Annotated in this window: 14 protein-coding genes; 8 read left to right on the top strand and 6 right to left on the bottom strand. The window is 61.4% G+C overall.

All coding sequences use genetic code 11. The features are described 5' to 3' along the window. Positions 1-244 precede the first annotated feature (244 nt). The 3 genes from P3T17_RS13975 to gcl all read right to left on the bottom strand — a co-directional run bounded on the left by P3T17_RS13975 (position 245) and on the right by gcl (position 3,899). Positions 245-1,153 carry a 2-hydroxy-3-oxopropionate reductase gene (locus P3T17_RS13975; RefSeq protein ID WP_429407317.1) on the bottom strand — a complete coding sequence of 303 codons (909 nt, stop codon included), beginning with the start codon at positions 1,151-1,153 and terminating at the stop codon, positions 245-247. A 56-nt stretch (positions 1,154-1,209) separates the two neighbouring features. Next, positions 1,210-2,019 (bottom strand): hydroxypyruvate isomerase, encoded by an 810-nt coding sequence (hyi, locus tag P3T17_RS13970; protein ID WP_429407315.1) that lies wholly within the window; start codon positions 2,017-2,019, stop codon positions 1,210-1,212. A 104-nt stretch (positions 2,020-2,123) separates the two neighbouring features. Continuing rightward, the gene (gene gcl, locus P3T17_RS13965; RefSeq protein ID WP_429407313.1) at positions 2,124-3,899 is read right to left on the bottom strand and encodes a glyoxylate carboligase; all 1,776 of its coding nucleotides are present in this window, start codon (positions 3,897-3,899) and stop codon (positions 2,124-2,126) included. Positions 3,900-4,065: 166 nt separating this feature from the next. Between gcl and P3T17_RS13960 the strand changes: the two genes are divergently transcribed. The 8 genes from P3T17_RS13960 to P3T17_RS13925 all read left to right on the top strand — a co-directional run bounded on the left by P3T17_RS13960 (position 4,066) and on the right by P3T17_RS13925 (position 9,982). Beyond that, the gene (locus P3T17_RS13960; protein ID WP_074264857.1) at positions 4,066-4,977 is read left to right on the top strand and encodes a LysR family transcriptional regulator; all 912 of its coding nucleotides are present in this window, start codon (positions 4,066-4,068) and stop codon (positions 4,975-4,977) included. Positions 4,978-5,177: 200 nt separating this feature from the next. After that, entirely contained in the window at positions 5,178-5,555 is a 378-nt protein-coding gene (rpsF, locus tag P3T17_RS13955) for a 30S ribosomal protein S6 (protein WP_074264856.1), read from the top strand. Between the two features lie 52 nt (positions 5,556-5,607). Continuing rightward, positions 5,608-5,907: a primosomal replication protein N gene (gene priB / locus P3T17_RS13950; RefSeq protein WP_074264855.1), complete on the top strand. Its 300-nt coding sequence runs from the start codon at positions 5,608-5,610 to the stop codon at positions 5,905-5,907. 2 nt (positions 5,908-5,909) lie between these two features. Continuing rightward, the gene (gene rpsR / locus P3T17_RS13945) at positions 5,910-6,185 is read left to right on the top strand and encodes a 30S ribosomal protein S18 (RefSeq protein WP_074264854.1); all 276 of its coding nucleotides are present in this window, start codon (positions 5,910-5,912) and stop codon (positions 6,183-6,185) included. A gap of 27 nt (positions 6,186-6,212) precedes the next feature. Beyond that, positions 6,213-6,665 (top strand): 50S ribosomal protein L9, encoded by a 453-nt coding sequence (gene rplI, locus P3T17_RS13940; protein WP_429407312.1) that lies wholly within the window; start codon positions 6,213-6,215, stop codon positions 6,663-6,665. 178 nt (positions 6,666-6,843) lie between these two features. Continuing rightward, a complete protein-coding gene (locus tag P3T17_RS13935; protein ID WP_074264852.1) occupies positions 6,844-8,229 on the top strand; it encodes a replicative DNA helicase in 1,386 nt (461 codons plus the stop codon). Positions 8,230-8,345: 116 nt separating this feature from the next. Further along, the gene (locus P3T17_RS13930; protein WP_074264851.1) at positions 8,346-8,972 is read left to right on the top strand and encodes a DUF47 domain-containing protein; all 627 of its coding nucleotides are present in this window, start codon (positions 8,346-8,348) and stop codon (positions 8,970-8,972) included. Next, positions 8,972-9,982, top strand: coding sequence for an inorganic phosphate transporter (locus tag P3T17_RS13925; RefSeq protein ID WP_074264850.1), 1,011 nt, complete (start codon positions 8,972-8,974; stop codon positions 9,980-9,982). The genes P3T17_RS13930 and P3T17_RS13925 overlap by 1 nt, the downstream gene beginning before the upstream one ends. A 39-nt stretch (positions 9,983-10,021) precedes the next feature. Here P3T17_RS13925 and P3T17_RS13920 read toward each other — a convergent pair whose 3' ends face one another. The 3 genes from P3T17_RS13920 to P3T17_RS13910 all read right to left on the bottom strand — a co-directional run bounded on the left by P3T17_RS13920 (position 10,022) and on the right by P3T17_RS13910 (position 14,288). After that, on the bottom strand, positions 10,022-10,828 hold the full coding sequence (locus P3T17_RS13920; protein ID WP_074264849.1) for an SDR family NAD(P)-dependent oxidoreductase: 807 nt from the start codon (positions 10,826-10,828) through the stop codon (positions 10,022-10,024). Positions 10,829-10,948: 120 nt separating this feature from the next. Continuing rightward, positions 10,949-12,181: an NlpC/P60 family protein gene (locus P3T17_RS13915; protein ID WP_429407310.1), complete on the bottom strand. Its 1,233-nt coding sequence runs from the start codon at positions 12,179-12,181 to the stop codon at positions 10,949-10,951. Between the two features lie 250 nt (positions 12,182-12,431). Continuing rightward, positions 12,432-14,288 (bottom strand): PhoH family protein, encoded by a 1,857-nt coding sequence (locus P3T17_RS13910; protein ID WP_429407308.1) that lies wholly within the window; start codon positions 14,286-14,288, stop codon positions 12,432-12,434. Between the last annotated feature and the right edge of the window lie 81 nt (positions 14,289-14,369).

The following is a 14,369-nucleotide window of genomic DNA, read 5'->3' as shown; positions in this document are numbered from 1 at the left end:
TCGACGGGTGCCGCTGCGGACCCCACTTGCCGCTCTCAGCCCAGAGCGGCACGATTTGTCCGATGCGCTACGCGTGCCGCGCATCGCACCGGACGCCCCACTTGCCGGTTGATGTGAATGCCGTGAAACCCACGCACGTCAACCCATGTTGCTGCCGCTGAGCGCCTCCAAACCTGTGGTCATGCCACAGAGATGAAAAACCAGAGGCGTTTCAGCAGCGTATCCGTGTATCCCTGCAATCGCATCAAGCCGCTTTCGCTTCCTTGCCCGGTGCCTGAGCCAATTCGAAGTTCGCCATGATTTCGAGGGCGCGCACCATCGCCGAGTGATCCCATGCCTTGCCGCCGTTCGCTGCACACACGCTGAACAGTTGCTGTGCGCTGGCGGTATGAGGCAGGGCGATGCCCAGCTTGCGTGCGCCGTCGAGTGCGAGGTTCAGATCCTTCTGATGCAGTTCGATGCGGAAGCCCGGATCGAAGGTGCGTTTCGTCATCCGTTCGCCGTGCACTTCGAGAATCCGCGACGACGCGAAGCCACCCATCAGTGCCTTGCGCACGCGCTCCGGATCGGCGCCCGAACGCGCAGCGAACAGCAGCGCTTCTGCAACCGCTTCGATGTTCAGCGCGACGATGATCTGGTTCGCGACCTTGCAGGTCTGACCCGCGCCGTTATCGCCGATCAGCGAGATGTTCTTGCCCATCAGTTCGAACAGCGGCTTGGCGAGTGCAAAGGCCTTTTCCGGACCACCGACCATGATGGTCAGCGACGCTTCACGTGCGCCGACTTCGCCGCCCGAAACCGGCGCGTCGAGATAATCCACGCCGAGTGCATTGATCTTCTTCGCGAAGGCTTGCGTGTCGAGCGGGGAGATCGAGCTCATGTCGATCACGAGCTTGCCTTTCGCGAGACCGTTGGCGACGCCGTCGTCGGCGAACAGCACGTTGGCGACGTCCGGTGTGTCCGGCACCATGATGATGACGATGTCGGCAGCCTGTGCAACGGCCGTCGAATTAGCCACCACGGTGGTCGTCTTGCTCAGGTCTTCCGGCACCGGATACGCGCCGTTCACGAACAGCGAGTGGCCGCCCTTGAGAAGGTTGCGCGCCATGTGCGCACCCATGATGCCGAGGCCGATAAATCCAATCTTTGCCATGTGTCTATGTCTCCAGTGGGTTGGGGGCGAAGTGTTGAGGAGGGCGATCTGTTCGATCAGGCAGCGACATGCGCCGCGCCGCGTGCCTGGCCGGCTACGCGCTGCACCCAGTCCAGACCTTCGGTGGTCGTCGTGCGCGGTTTGTATTCGCAGCCGATGTGGCCGTCATAGCCGAGCGAATCGAGCAGATCGAACAGGAACGGGTAGTTGATTTCACCCGTGCCCGGTTCGTTGCGGCCCGGATTGTCGGCAAGCTGGATATGCGCGATCGACGCCAGGTTCTTCTTGATGGTGGCGGCGAGTTCGCCCTCCATCCGTTGCATGTGATAGATGTCGTATTGCAGGAACAGGTTGTCCGAACCGACCGCGCGAATCACGTCGAGGCCTTCGGAGGAACGGTTTAATGCAAAGCCTGGGATATCGTACGAATTGCACGGCTCGACCAGCAGCTTGATGCCTTCTTTCTTCAAAGCTGTGGCTGCGAAGCGGAGGTTGTCGACCATCGTCGCGTGAGCGCGGCCGGCATCGACGCCCGGGCCTGGAATGCCGACGAGGCAGTTCAGTTGCGGTACTTTGAGCGCCTTCGCGTATTCAATGGCGCGGCCCACGCCTTCCTGGAACTCGCCGATACGATCCGGCAGGCAGGCAATGCCGCGCTCGCCGGCTTCCCAGTTGCCGGCGGGCAGGTTGTGAAGAACGAGCTTCAGACGGTTCTGCTGCAGACGTTCGGCGAGTTCGGCCACTTTGTACGGATAGGGGAACAGGAACTCGACGGCGTTGAAGCCCGCGTCCGCTGCCGCTACGAAGCGGTCGAGGAACGGGACTTCATTGAACAGCATGGTGAGATTGGCTGCAAATTTTGGCATGGTGCTGGGGTCTCGCTGGTCGGTCAATGAAGCTGCTTCGATCTGGCGTTCGAGCGCGAATCGCACGCTGAACCGCCGGACCGGGCAGGTGAAACGAGGCAGATTTAATCGAGCATGCTGATTGCGCTCGGCGCATCTTCGCGCTTGATGGCCAGTTCTTCGAACTCGTTGATGGCGTCGATTTCGGTGCCCATCGAGATGTTCGTCACACGCTCGAGAATCACTTCGACGATCACCGGCACGTTGAACTCGGAGAGCATCGATTGTGCTTTTTGCAAGGCAGGCTTCAACTCTTCGGGCTTGAACACGCGGATCGCCTTGCAACCGAGTCCTTCGGCCACCGCGACGTGATCGACGCCGTAGCCGTTCACTTCCGGCGCGTTGATGTTGTCGAACGCGAGCTGCACGCAGAAATCCATATCGAAGGCGCGCTGTGCCTGGCGGATCAGCCCGAGGTACGAGTTGTTCACCACCACATGCACGTACGGCAGCTTGAATTGCGCGCCAACGGCGAGCTCTTCGATCATGAACTGGAAGTCGTAATCACCGGAGAGCGCTACGATTGGCCGTTGCGGGTCCGCGGCGCGCACACCGAGCGCTGCGGGAATCGTCCAGCCGAGCGGCCCAGCCTGGCCGCAGTTGATCCAGTTACGTGCCTTGTAGACATGCAGAAACTGCGCGCCGGCAATCTGCGACAAGCCGATCGTGCTCACGTAGCAGGTATCGCGGCCGAACACCTGGTTCATCTCTTCGTACACGCGTTGCGGCTTGATCGGTACATTGTCGAAGTGCGTCTTGCGTTGCAGCGTGCGCTTGCGTTGCTGGCAGTCTGCAACCCATGCGCTGCGGTCTTTCAGCTTGCCGGCGGCTTTCCATTCCTTCGCCACTTCGACGAACAGTTCGAGCGCGGCCTTCGCGTCCGACACGATGCCGAGGTCCGGCCCGAACACCCGGCCGATCTGCGTCGGCTCGATGTCCACGTGCACGAACTTCCGGCCCTTCGTATAGACCTCGACGCTGCCCGTGTGGCGGTTCGCCCAGCGATTGCCGATGCCGAGCACGAAGTCGGAGGCGAGCATCGTCGCGTTGCCGTAGCGGTGCGAGGTCTGCAGGCCGACCATGCCGGCCATCAGCGGGTGGTCGTCGGGAATCGCGCCCCATGACATCAGCGTCGGAATCACCGGCACGCCCACGGTCTCAGCGAACTCCACGAGCAGGTCTTCCGCGGCGGCGTTGAGCACGCCACCACCGGAGACAATCAGCGGCTTTTCGGCGTCGTTGAGCAGCGTGAGGGCCGCTTCGATCTGCTTGCGGCTCGCCTTCGGCTTGTAGACCGGCAGCGGTTCATACGTGTCGATATCGAATTCGATTTCGGCGAGTTGCACGTCGATCGGCAGGTCGATCAGCACCGGCCCCGGACGGCCCGAGCGCATCAGATGGAAGGCCTGCTGGAATGCGCGCGGCACCAGCGCCGGCTCGCGCACCGTCACGGCCCATTTGGTGACGGGCTTGGCGATCGATTCGATATCGACGGCCTGGAAATCTTCCTTGTACAGACGCGCGCGGGGCGCCTGACCCGTGATAGCCAGAATAGGAATCGAGTCAGCCTGAGCGGAGTACAAACCGGTGATCATGTCGGTGCCGGCGGGGCCTGACGTGCCGATACACACGCCGATGTTGCCCGGTTGAGCACGCGTATAGCCTTCGGCCATGTGCGATGCACCTTCGACGTGACGCGCCAGCACGTGGCTGATGTTGCCTGCCTTGCGCATGGCCGAGTAGAACGGGTTGATAGCGGCGCCGGGCACACCGAAGGCGGTGTCGATGCCTTCTTTTTCGAGCACCAGTACCGCTGCGTCGACGGCTCTCATCTTGGCCATGAATGTCTCCTGAATGTCTTTGAATGCGGATCGAGGGGGTTGAGACAGACTGTAGGCCTCACCCAAAGGTTTGATAAGATCAGTCCGGGTCGCTTATTTCGAAACAAAAAGTATGGAATGGCGGTGACCGGCGAGAACCGGCAGCCCGGCAGGAAAGGAGACAAAAATGGACCGCTTCAAGCAGATCGAAACCTTCGTGCGGGTGGCCGACGCGGGCAGTCTGGCTGCCGCGGCACTGGAGGAGGGCGTGTCGCCGGTGATTCTCGGACGGCGCATCGACGCGCTGGAAAAACGCCTCGGTGTGAAGCTGATGTACCGGTCGACGCGGCGTCTCGTGGTCAGCGAAGACGGCGCGGCGTTTCTCGAGCGCTGCCGCGGTCTGCTGGCGGAATGGGATCAGGCGGAAAACGAGCTCGCGGCGGGCCGCCGGGCGGTGAGCGGGCACCTGATCGTATCGGCGCCGGCAGCGTTTGGCCGCAAACATGTCGCGCCGCTCGCGCCGCCATTTCTTGCCGACAAGCCGGAACTGCAACTGTCGTTCAATCTGACCGACCGGGTGGTGGACCTGGTGCGCGAAGGCTATGACCTGTCGATCCGGATCGGCGGCGCGGTCGATCCCAATTTCGTCGCCGTGAAGCTGGCCTCGAACCGCCGTGTGGTCTGCGGGACGCCCGAATATTTCCGCAAGCACGGCAGGCCGAAGACGCTCGAAGACCTGCCGCAGCACAACTGCCTCGCCTTCAATCTGCAAGGGGGCCAGAACCGCGGCTGGTACTTCCGGCGCAACGGCAAGCTGGCGACAGTGCGGGTAGGCGGCACGCTCGATTGCAACGACGGCGAGCTGCTGCACCGCTGGGTCTCGGAAGGGCTGGGCCTCGGCTGGCGTTCAACGTGGGAAATCCAGCAGCAGCTTGTACGCGGTGAACTGGAAACGGTGCTGGACGAATTCGCGCTGCCCGACTACGACATCCTCGCTGTGTACCCGCAGCAGCGCTACGTGCCGGCCAAGGTGCGCTACTTCATCGACTATCTGAAAGAGGTCTATGCCCGGCCTGGATATTGGAGCGGCGAGGCCTGAGCGGGCGCGCAGCGTGTACCGTCAGACGGCCCCGGACCCCCAGATGCCCCTAAACCCTTGAAAATACACCCGAATCGCGCGGCAAATTAACGGGATATCTTGCAACCCGTCCCCATTCGGGCTACAATCTTCGGCTTCTCACTTGCCACACCGGTTCAGACGCCCGGGTGGCTCTAATCCACAAGTCCACAGGAGTGTGTATGCGTCATTATGAAATCGTCTTTATTGTGCACCCCGATCAGAGCGAGCAAGTGCCCGCCATGATCGAGCGCTACAAGACCACGATCACCTCGCACGGTGGCCAGGTCCACCGCATCGAAGATTGGGGCCGTCGCCAACTGGCCTACATGATCGAGAAACTCGCGAAGGCTCACTACGTCTGCATGAACATCGAATGCGATCAAGCCACGCTCGACGAGCTGGAACACGCATTCAAGTTCAACGACGCCGTTCTGCGTCACCTGATCGTCAAGATGAAGAAGGCCGAAACCGGCCCGTCGCCGATGATGAAGGAAGTGCAGCGCGAAGAAGCCAAGAAGGCAGCTGCTACCACGCAGCCGTCGGAAGCGCAGGCTTAAGACACACTAATTTAAGCTACCAGGCAAAAGCGTCGCTCTCGCCAAAAGGTATATGAATCGGCTGCAACTTACGGCCAGCGTCGTTGAACGCGAACCGGTGCGGTACACCCCCGCCGGCGTTCCGATCGCAAGCTGCACGTTGCAACACCGCACTGAAGTCGTCGAAGCCGGCATCGCCCGGCAAGTTGAACTGACGATGCCGGCGGTGGCGGCCGGTGAGGCGAGCGGCAAGCTGGAAAGCTGTGCGATGGGCGTCGAAACGCTCTTCACCGGCTTCCTGGCGAAGAAAAGCCGCAACGCCAGAACCCTGGTATTTCACATCACAGCATTGCAGGACATTGGAAAGGACTGAACATGCCCCGCCCGACTGGTAAGAAATTCGACAAGCGTCGTCAGCAACAAAATCCGCTCTTCAAGCGCAAGAAGTTCTGCCGTTTCACGGCAGCTGGTGTCGATCAGATCGACTACAAAGACATCGAAACGCTGAAGGACTTCATCGGCGAAAACGGCAAGATCACGCCGGCGCGTCTCACGGGTACGAAGTCGCACTATCAACGCCAGCTGGATACGGCAATCAAGCGCGCGCGTTTCCTCGCGCTCGTGCCGTACACCGACCAGCACAAGGCCTAACCCGACGACGCGACAAGGAGCATCGGAATGCAAGTTATTCTTTTGGAAAAAGTCGTCAACCTGGGCAACCTGGGCGACATCGTCAAGGTGAAGGACGGTTACGCACGTAACTTCCTGATCCCGAACAAGCACGCACGCCGCGCAACGAAGGATGCAATCGCTGAATTCGAAGTCCGCCGCGCAGAACTGGAAAAGGTTGCGGCTGAAAAGCTGGCAGCTGCTCAAGCTCAAGGCGAAAAGCTGGCAGGCTCGACGGTTCAGATCGCTCAGAAGGCTGGCGTCGACGGCCGTCTGTTCGGTTCCGTGACGAACGCTGACATCGCTGAAGCCTTGGTCAAGCAAGGCTTCGCAGTGGAAAAGGCGCAAGTGCGTCTGCCGGAAGGCCCGCTGAAGCTGGTCGGCGACCACGCAGTGCAAATCTCGCTGCACACCGACGTTCTCGTCGATGTGACGGTGTCGGTGCTGGGCGAACACGTCTAAGCCGACCGCGTCTAAGCTGACCGCGTAAGCATCGAAGCAATATTTGCCGGGTAGTCTCACCGGTGAAAGGCAGGGGCCGGGTGACCGGCCCCTGCCTTTTTTGTTGGCAGGTTTTGGCCTGGAAAGGCATATGTTTTAGCTTTCCCTTCGCGCTCATTTACCCCGATAATTCCATCCCATGAACGCACCGTCCAAAGATCCCCAGATCGAGTCGCTAAAAGTCCCGCCGCATTCGATTGAGGCCGAGCAATCGGTGCTGGGTGGCCTGCTGCTCGACAACGCCGCATGGGACCGCATCGCCGATTTTCTGTCGCAAAGCGACTTCTACCGGTATGACCACCGCATCATCTTCGAACACATCGGCAAGCTGATCGCGGCGACGCGTCCGGCCGACGTGATCACGGTCTATGAAGCGCTGGGCACCTCGGGCAAGGCGGAGGAGGTGGGCGGCCTTGCGTATCTGAATGCGCTGGCGCAGAACACGCCGAGCGCGGCGAATATCCGGCGTTATGCGGAAATCGTGCGCGATCGCGCGGTGCTGCGCCGGCTGGTATCGGTCGCGGACGAAATCTCCGCAGACGCGTTCAATCCGCAGGGCAAAGAAGTCCGCCAACTGCTGGACGAGGCCGAATCGAAGGTGTTTTCGATAGCCGAAGACGGCGCGCGCGGCACGCAGGGCTTCCTGGAAATCGGGCCTCTGCTCACGCAGGTGGTCGAGCGGATCGACACGCTGTATCACACCGCCAATCCGAGCGATGTGACAGGCACGCCGACGGGTTTCGTCGACCTCGACCGGATGACCTCGGGCATGCACGGCGGCGAGCTGATCATCGTCGCGGGGCGGCCATCGATGGGTAAAACAGCGTTCTCGATGAATGTGGGCGAGTACGTGGCAGTGGAGTACGGCTTGCCGGTGGCGGTGTTCTCGATGGAAATGCCGGGCACCCAGCTCACCATGCGTATGCTCGGCTCGGTTGGCCGGCTCGATCAGCATCGGATGCGTACGGGCCGTCTCACCGACGAGGATTGGCCGAAGCTGACGCACGCGGTGCAGAAGATGAGCGAAGCGCAAATCTTCATCGACGAAACCGGCGGTCTGAACCCGATGGAACTGCGCTCGCGCGCGCGCCGGCTGTCGCGGCAGTGCGGCAAGCTGGGTCTGATCATCATCGACTATTTGCAGCTGATGAGCGGCTCGTCGTCCGGTGAAAACCGCGCCACCGAAATTTCGGAAATTTCGCGCTCACTGAAGAGCCTGGCCAAAGAGCTCGATGTGCCGGTAATTGCCCTGTCGCAGTTGAACCGGGGCTTGGAACAGCGTCCGAACAAGCGTCCAATCATGTCGGATTTGCGGGAATCGGGCGCTATCGAGCAGGATGCCGACGTCATCCTGTTCATCTACCGCGACGAGGTTTATAACCCGGATAGTCCGGACAAGGGCACGGCGGAAATTATCATCGGCAAACAGCGTAACGGCCCGATCGGTCCTGTTCGCCTCACGTTTCATGGTCAATACACGAAGTTCGATAATTTTGCGGGCGCGCAAAACTTCTACGCGGAGTAAGGGGCAACCTGCCGCCGCGGTCGTAGCGGCATTTTCGAGAGTGCGACCCCATCCCGGGGACGGTACAATATTGCGGTTTTATGTCAGTCGCAATGTGACCAATTCCCGGGATTCCAATGTTCGGTCGATTCATGCCCACCGAGGGCAAGTTCTTTGAAATCTTCAACGCGCACGCAAAGTGCATTGTTTCCGCGAGCCACGAACTCGAGCTGCTGATCGACAATCTGCAAGACGCCGAGGTCCATAAGCAAAACGTGCAAAAGGCCGAAAAGGCTGCAGACAAGCTCACGCACGAAACCATCGATCTGCTGCACAAGACTTTCATCACGCCGCTCGACCGCGACGAAATCCACAAGTTGATCACCACGATGGACGACATCCTCGACCTGATGGAGGACGTTGCCACCGCAATCTCGCTCTATGACGTCCAGATGGTGACCTCTGAGGCTAGCCAGTTGGCGCATATCTGCACCGCGACCGCCGAGCGCGTGCAGTTCGCGGTCAGCCTGCTGTCGGACATGAAGCAAGCAAGCCAGATCCTGAAAGCCTGCGAGGATATCGACCGTCTGGAGTCCGAAGCCGACCGCGTGTTGCGCTCGGCCATCTCGAAGCTCTTTCGCGAGGAAGACAACGTCAAGACGCTGATCAAGCTGAAGGCGATCTACGAACTGCTCGAAACCATCACGGACAAATGTGAGGACGTGGCGAATATTCTCGAAGGCATCGTGCTGGAAAACGCTTAATGCAATCGATACAACTCGCCATCTGGGTGGTCGCCACCCTGGTCGCCGTGTCGCTGGTGTTCGACTTCATGAACGGTTTCCACGACGCGGCGAATTCGATCGCCACGGTCGTCTCGACCGGCGTTCTGAAGCCGCAACAAGCAGTTGCCTTCGCCGCGGCTTTCAACGTCATCGCCTATTTCATCTTTCACCTGAAAGTTGCGCAGACAGTCGGCAAGGGCACGATCGATCCGGCCATCGTCGATCATTACGTGATTTTTGGCGCGCTGGTCGGTGCGATCGGCTGGAACATCGTCACGTGGTATTACGGTATTCCGTCGAGCTCGTCGCATGCGCTGATCGGCGGTCTGGTGGGCGCGGCGCTCGCCAAGTCCGGCTGGCATTCGCTCAACCTGGATGGGCTGATGAAGACTGTCGCGTTCATCTTCATCTCGCCGTTGCTGGGTTTTGTGCTCGGCTCGTTCTTCATGCTGGCCGTGTCGTGGATCTACTTCCGCACTCCACCCAGCAAGGTCGACGGACGCTTTCGCCGTTATCAACTGATTTCAGCCGGCATGTACAGCCTCGGGCATGGCGGTAACGACGCGCAGAAAACCATCGGCATCATCTGGATGCTGCTGATCGCGACGGGCTATGCATCGTCGTTCGCCGATGCGCCGCCGCTGTGGGTGATCGGCGGCTGCTATCTTTCGATGGGGTTGGGCACACTGTTCGGCGGCTGGCGTATTGTCCGCACGATGGGGCAGAAGATCACCAAGCTCAAGCCGGTCGGCGGTTTTTGCGCAGAATCGGGCGGTGCGATTACGCTGTTTATTGCCTCGTTCCTCGGCATTCCGGTGTCCACGACCCATACGATTACCGGCGCGATTGTCGGCGTCGGCGCGACGCAAAAACTCAGCGCGGTGCGCTGGGGCGTGGCCGGCAATATCGTCTGGGCGTGGATTCTGACCATCCCCGCATCAGCGGTGCTCGCTGGGGCGGGGTGGTGGCTCGGTCACCGTTTTCTCTGATTCTGGCCTTTGGTCCGATGCGCGCTGGCGCGCCCGCACTCAGATGAGCGGCGCGCTGCATCCGTCCATCGGGACGATCGCGCCGGTTACGTAGCTCGCGCGGCGGCTCGCCAGGAACAGCGCGACGTCGGCAATCTCCTCCGGCTTGGCGAATCTCCCGAGCGGCACCTTGGCCTCACCGCGTGCCAGCGCTTCCTTCGTGTCGATCCCTTGCTGGCCGGCTTCCAGTTGCAACGCTTCCTCGACGCGCTCCGTCAGCGTCGCCCCAGGGTTGATCGCGTTGATGCGGATGCCATAGCGCGCGTAGTAATGCGCGAGCCCGACCGTTGCCAGCATCAGCGCGGCGTTGGCGGCGCCGCCGGCGATATGGATATCGCTCGCCATCTTGCCGCCCATGCCGATGATGTTGACGATCGTTCCCGGCTCGGCGCTGGCTCCCGATTTCACCCGTTCCGCCATGCGCTTCAACACTTCCTGCTGCGGGTAAATGTACGGAAAGTACTTGGCTTCCATCGTCGCCCGGAAGGCTTCGGCGTTGAGCGTTTCCGGGTCGTAGCGACGGGCGGCGCCGGCGCTATTGATCAACACGTCGATCGGACCGACCGCGGTGGTGACTTCTTCGACGATATCGGCCGCGCCGTGTGGCTCATGCAGGTCGGCGCGTGTGAGATGCACGTGCAGTCCCTCGCTCGCCAGCTGCTCGCGGGCGCGGGCGAGATTCGCGGGATCGCGCGAGACGATTGCAACTTTGGCGCCTTCGGCTGCGAAGGCGCGTGCGCAGGCGAGGCCGATTCCTTTGCTGCCGCCCGTGACCAGCACCACTTTGTCTTTCAGTCCAAGTTCCATGGTGAGTACCTTACCTGCCTGTCTTAGGAATATCGGAGACGATAGCAGATAGCTTAATCCTGCGTGTCAGACGGGGGCGAATGGCCTTCAGACCACCAGCTACATTTCCGGCGGTGTCTGTCAGAAATTGCCGTTGGCGAAGTGCGCGATGGGATCGTCGCTGGACTGCGTGGGGGCGGGGATCGCGCGTGACCCAGTCGAGGCTCGCATGATCTGCACACCGCCAGCGGAGCCGGTCACGCCTGCCTGCTGTTCCTGGCGAACGGCGACGGAGGCGGGGGGCGGCGGTTCGAAAGCATCGGCCGCGGCGTCGATCGGGTCTGGTGCGTGAGCGACGCTCGCCGGCACGGGCGAGCGCACAGGTGCTTGAGAATACCCAGTGGAAGAAGTCGCTGCCATGGCGCCCGCGTCCGTCTGCGGCCGTCCAGCCTGAACTGCGGCCGGCGAAACCGCACCTGCTTCACGCGCCTGCATCTGTGCGGCGCTCATTGCCGGAGGCGGCGGTTCGAACGCATCCGCAGACGCTGCGGCGGCGGGCTGGTTCATAGCGCGAGCTGAGGTGTCCGCCAGTGGTGCCTGCATCGAGGCTGCAACCCGCTGCTGAGACACTTGCTGCAATGGAACGGCCGCAGGCGCAGTTTCCGCATAAGCCGGTTGTTGCGGCTCCGATAGCGGCCGCTGCTGCGTCGGGACCACAGCTGCACCGCCCGCCGTACCCGCATACGAAGACGAAGCCTGCGGCACCGCCGGAGCAACCTTCTCCGGCGGATTCGAAGCCTGATACGTCGGCGTCTCGAACGGCGCTGGCGCGCGAGTCGGCGCGGCGACCCGGCGAATGCCGTCAAACCGTTTGGCCCAATACGGATTGGTCAGATAGTCGATGCGCACCGTGCCGCCCGTCGACGGTGCATTGACGAAGCGCAGTTTGCCGACATAAATACCGACGTGCGAGTGTGGGCGCCCCGTGGTGTTGAAGAAAATCAGATCGCCCGGCGCAACTTCATCGGGCTCGATCGATTCGCCGCTTCCGCTCATATCCGCCGTGGTGCGCGGCAGATTCACCGAGGCTGCGCGCGACACGACATAGCGAACCAGGCCGCTGCAGTCGAAGCCGCTATCCGGCGTATTGCCGCCCCAACGGTACGGAATTCCGACCAGGCCCATCGCCTCGATAGAAATTTCCTCGCGTCCGACGCTGTGATCGACGAAGTTCGGGAAACCGGGCGGGGGAGTGCGATAAGCGCCGTCGGACGCCGAAGAAGAACCGTTTGAGTTGCGCGAAATCCGCTGCGGCTCGCTGGAACAGGCGGCGAGCAGCAGAAGGACCAGCAGCGAAAACCCAAGTCGGCGCATTGAGACAAGGCGAGCGTAAGCACTCGCTTAAAGCGGGCGATGTCGGGATGGTAGCCCGTCCACCGTGGCATGAGCAAGAGAAGTTGATAAATTACTTGAAGTTTACGTGCTAAGTGTGGCGCCGCCGGGACGTAACATCTGACCTGCGCAGGCCGACCTTACGAAAAAAGCCGCGCCCGGTGTAACCCGGGCGCGGCTTTGGAACAACTTTTAAGCCGTGAAACGGCAAACGGCTTGCTTCGAGCTCTGCTTACAAAATGTCCGAAGCGTAATCGGCCAGACGCGAGCGTTCGCCGCGCGCCAGCGTCACGTGCCCGCTGTGCGCCCAGCCCTTGAAGCGATCCACCACGTAAGTGAGCCCCGAACTGCCTTCCGTCAGATACGGCGTATCGATCTGCGCAATGTTGCCAAGGCAGATGATCTTCGTCCCCGGACCCGCACGCGTGACGAGCGTCTTCATCTGCTTCGGCGTCAGGTTCTGCGCTTCGTCAATGATCAGATACTTGTCCACGAACGTCCGGCCGCGCATGAAGTTCATGCTCTTGATCTTCAGGCGCGAGCGGATCAGCTCCTGAGTCGCGGCGCGGCCCCATTCGCCGGCGGCGTCGTCGGTCTTCTGCAGCACTTCGAGGTTGTCGTCGAATGCACCCATCCACGGTTGCATCTTTTCCTCTTCCGTACCCGGCAGAAAGCCGATGTCTTCACCGACCGGCACGGTAGCCCGCGTCACGATGATCTCGTTGTAGCGCTTGTCGTCGAGCACCTGCGCAAGCCCCGCCGCGAGCGCGACGAGCGTCTTGCCGGTACCGGCCTGACCAAGCAGCGTGACGAAATCGATCTCCGGATTCATCAGCAAATTGAGCGCAAAATTCTGCTCGCGATTGCGCGCCGTAATGCCCCACACGTTGTTCTTGTGGTGGCCGTAGTCGCGCAAGGTCTGCAGCAAGGCGGTCTTGCCGTTCAGCTCACGCACCAGCGCGTGAAACGCCGGTTCGCCGTTTTGCGGCTCAAGATACACGAACTCGTTGACCAGCATCGAGGCGCACAGCGGTCCGGTCACGCGGTAATACGTGGTGCCCGTCTTGGTGTCCTGCCAGCTTTCCATGCCCTTGGCATGCTTGGTCCAGAAGTCCTGCGGCAGCGCGCGAATACCGGAATAGAGCAGATCCTTGTCTTCGAGAACCTGGTCGTTGAAGTAATCCTCGGCAGGCAGACCTAGCGCATGCGCCTTGATCCGCATGTTGATGTCTTTCGACACCAGCACGACCTGGCGGTCCATGCGGTCGCGTTGCAGGGCCCGTACGACACCGAGAATCTGGTTGTCCGCCTTGCCCTGCGGCAGGCCTTCGACCGGTTCGATATCCGTCAGCTTGGTCTGGAAAAACAGACGTCCGGCAGCCTCGCGGCTGCCCAGGCGCGACAGCGAAATGCCGTCCGACATATTGCCGCCGTTGGCGACCAGCGCGTCCAGCGTACGGCTGACCTGTCGCGCATTGCGCGCGACTTCCGACATGCCCTTCTTGTGGTTGTCGAGTTCTTCCAACGTCATCATCGGCAGATAGACGTCGTGTTCCTCGAAACGGAACAGGCAAGTCGGATCGTGCATCAGCACGTTCGTATCGAGCACGAACAGCTTGCGGGTTTCGACCTGTTCGGCTGCGCCGCCGCGCTTCTTGGCGCTGCCGCGGGTCGCTGCCGCCGGCGTGGCCGCCGTATTGGCCGCAGGCTGCTTGCCGGCGCGGGCCACCACGGGTTCCGCGGTGGCGGGCTGCTCAGGCTCGACGTGCGCGGGCTGCTGGCGGGCGGCAGGCGCCGGCACCGGTTGCAGCAACGCGGCGGTCTGTTTGCTTTTCCGGCTGCGTGCGGGTGCAGCCTGTCCAGCGGCGCTATCGGCAGAAGAAGACGCAGGAACCGGCCGCAAGGTGGTAGCGGCATTGGCGGCGCGCGCCATCGGCGTCGCGACGTTGGCTTGGCCGAAATCGGCCGACTCTGCTTGCTCCCCGTCAACCGCCTGTTTTTTGGCGGACCGGGCCGGCGTGGCTTTAGCCTTGTATTCGTCAGCCGGTAAGAGATTGCCGAGCTTGCTGGGTGCGGTAGGCAAAGGCATGGTTTCCCTCGAAATAATCGGGTCACATATCGTGCGCCGCCTGTCGCATTCTGCTGGTGTGCCAAAAGGCCCACGCAGTTT

The sequence above is a fragment of the Paraburkholderia sp. GAS82 genome (genome assembly GCF_050436285.1).
Classification (GTDB): domain Bacteria; phylum Pseudomonadota; class Gammaproteobacteria; order Burkholderiales; family Burkholderiaceae; genus Paraburkholderia; species Paraburkholderia phenazinium_B.
This window is presented reverse-complemented; position numbering and strand designations above follow the sequence as displayed.

Coding starts and splice junctions, on each gene's coding strand:
- P3T17_RS13975 (WP_429407317.1), bottom strand. CDS start 1,153: ATGGCAAAGATTGGATTTATCGGCCTCGGCATCATGGGTGCGCACATG.
- hyi (WP_429407315.1), bottom strand. CDS start 2,019: ATGCCAAAATTTGCAGCCAATCTCACCATGCTGTTCAATGAAGTCCCG.
- gcl (WP_429407313.1), bottom strand. CDS start 3,899: ATGGCCAAGATGAGAGCCGTCGACGCAGCGGTACTGGTGCTCGAAAAA.
- P3T17_RS13960 (WP_074264857.1), top strand. CDS start 4,066: ATGGACCGCTTCAAGCAGATCGAAACCTTCGTGCGGGTGGCCGACGCG.
- rpsF (WP_074264856.1), top strand. CDS start 5,178: ATGCGTCATTATGAAATCGTCTTTATTGTGCACCCCGATCAGAGCGAG.
- priB (WP_074264855.1), top strand. CDS start 5,608: ATGAATCGGCTGCAACTTACGGCCAGCGTCGTTGAACGCGAACCGGTG.
- rpsR (WP_074264854.1), top strand. CDS start 5,910: ATGCCCCGCCCGACTGGTAAGAAATTCGACAAGCGTCGTCAGCAACAA.
- rplI (WP_429407312.1), top strand. CDS start 6,213: ATGCAAGTTATTCTTTTGGAAAAAGTCGTCAACCTGGGCAACCTGGGC.
- P3T17_RS13935 (WP_074264852.1), top strand. CDS start 6,844: ATGAACGCACCGTCCAAAGATCCCCAGATCGAGTCGCTAAAAGTCCCG.
- P3T17_RS13930 (WP_074264851.1), top strand. CDS start 8,346: ATGTTCGGTCGATTCATGCCCACCGAGGGCAAGTTCTTTGAAATCTTC.
- P3T17_RS13925 (WP_074264850.1), top strand. CDS start 8,972: ATGCAATCGATACAACTCGCCATCTGGGTGGTCGCCACCCTGGTCGCC.
- P3T17_RS13920 (WP_074264849.1), bottom strand. CDS start 10,828: ATGGAACTTGGACTGAAAGACAAAGTGGTGCTGGTCACGGGCGGCAGC.
- P3T17_RS13915 (WP_429407310.1), bottom strand. CDS start 12,181: ATGCGCCGACTTGGGTTTTCGCTGCTGGTCCTTCTGCTGCTCGCCGCC.
- P3T17_RS13910 (WP_429407308.1), bottom strand. CDS start 14,288: ATGCCTTTGCCTACCGCACCCAGCAAGCTCGGCAATCTCTTACCGGCT.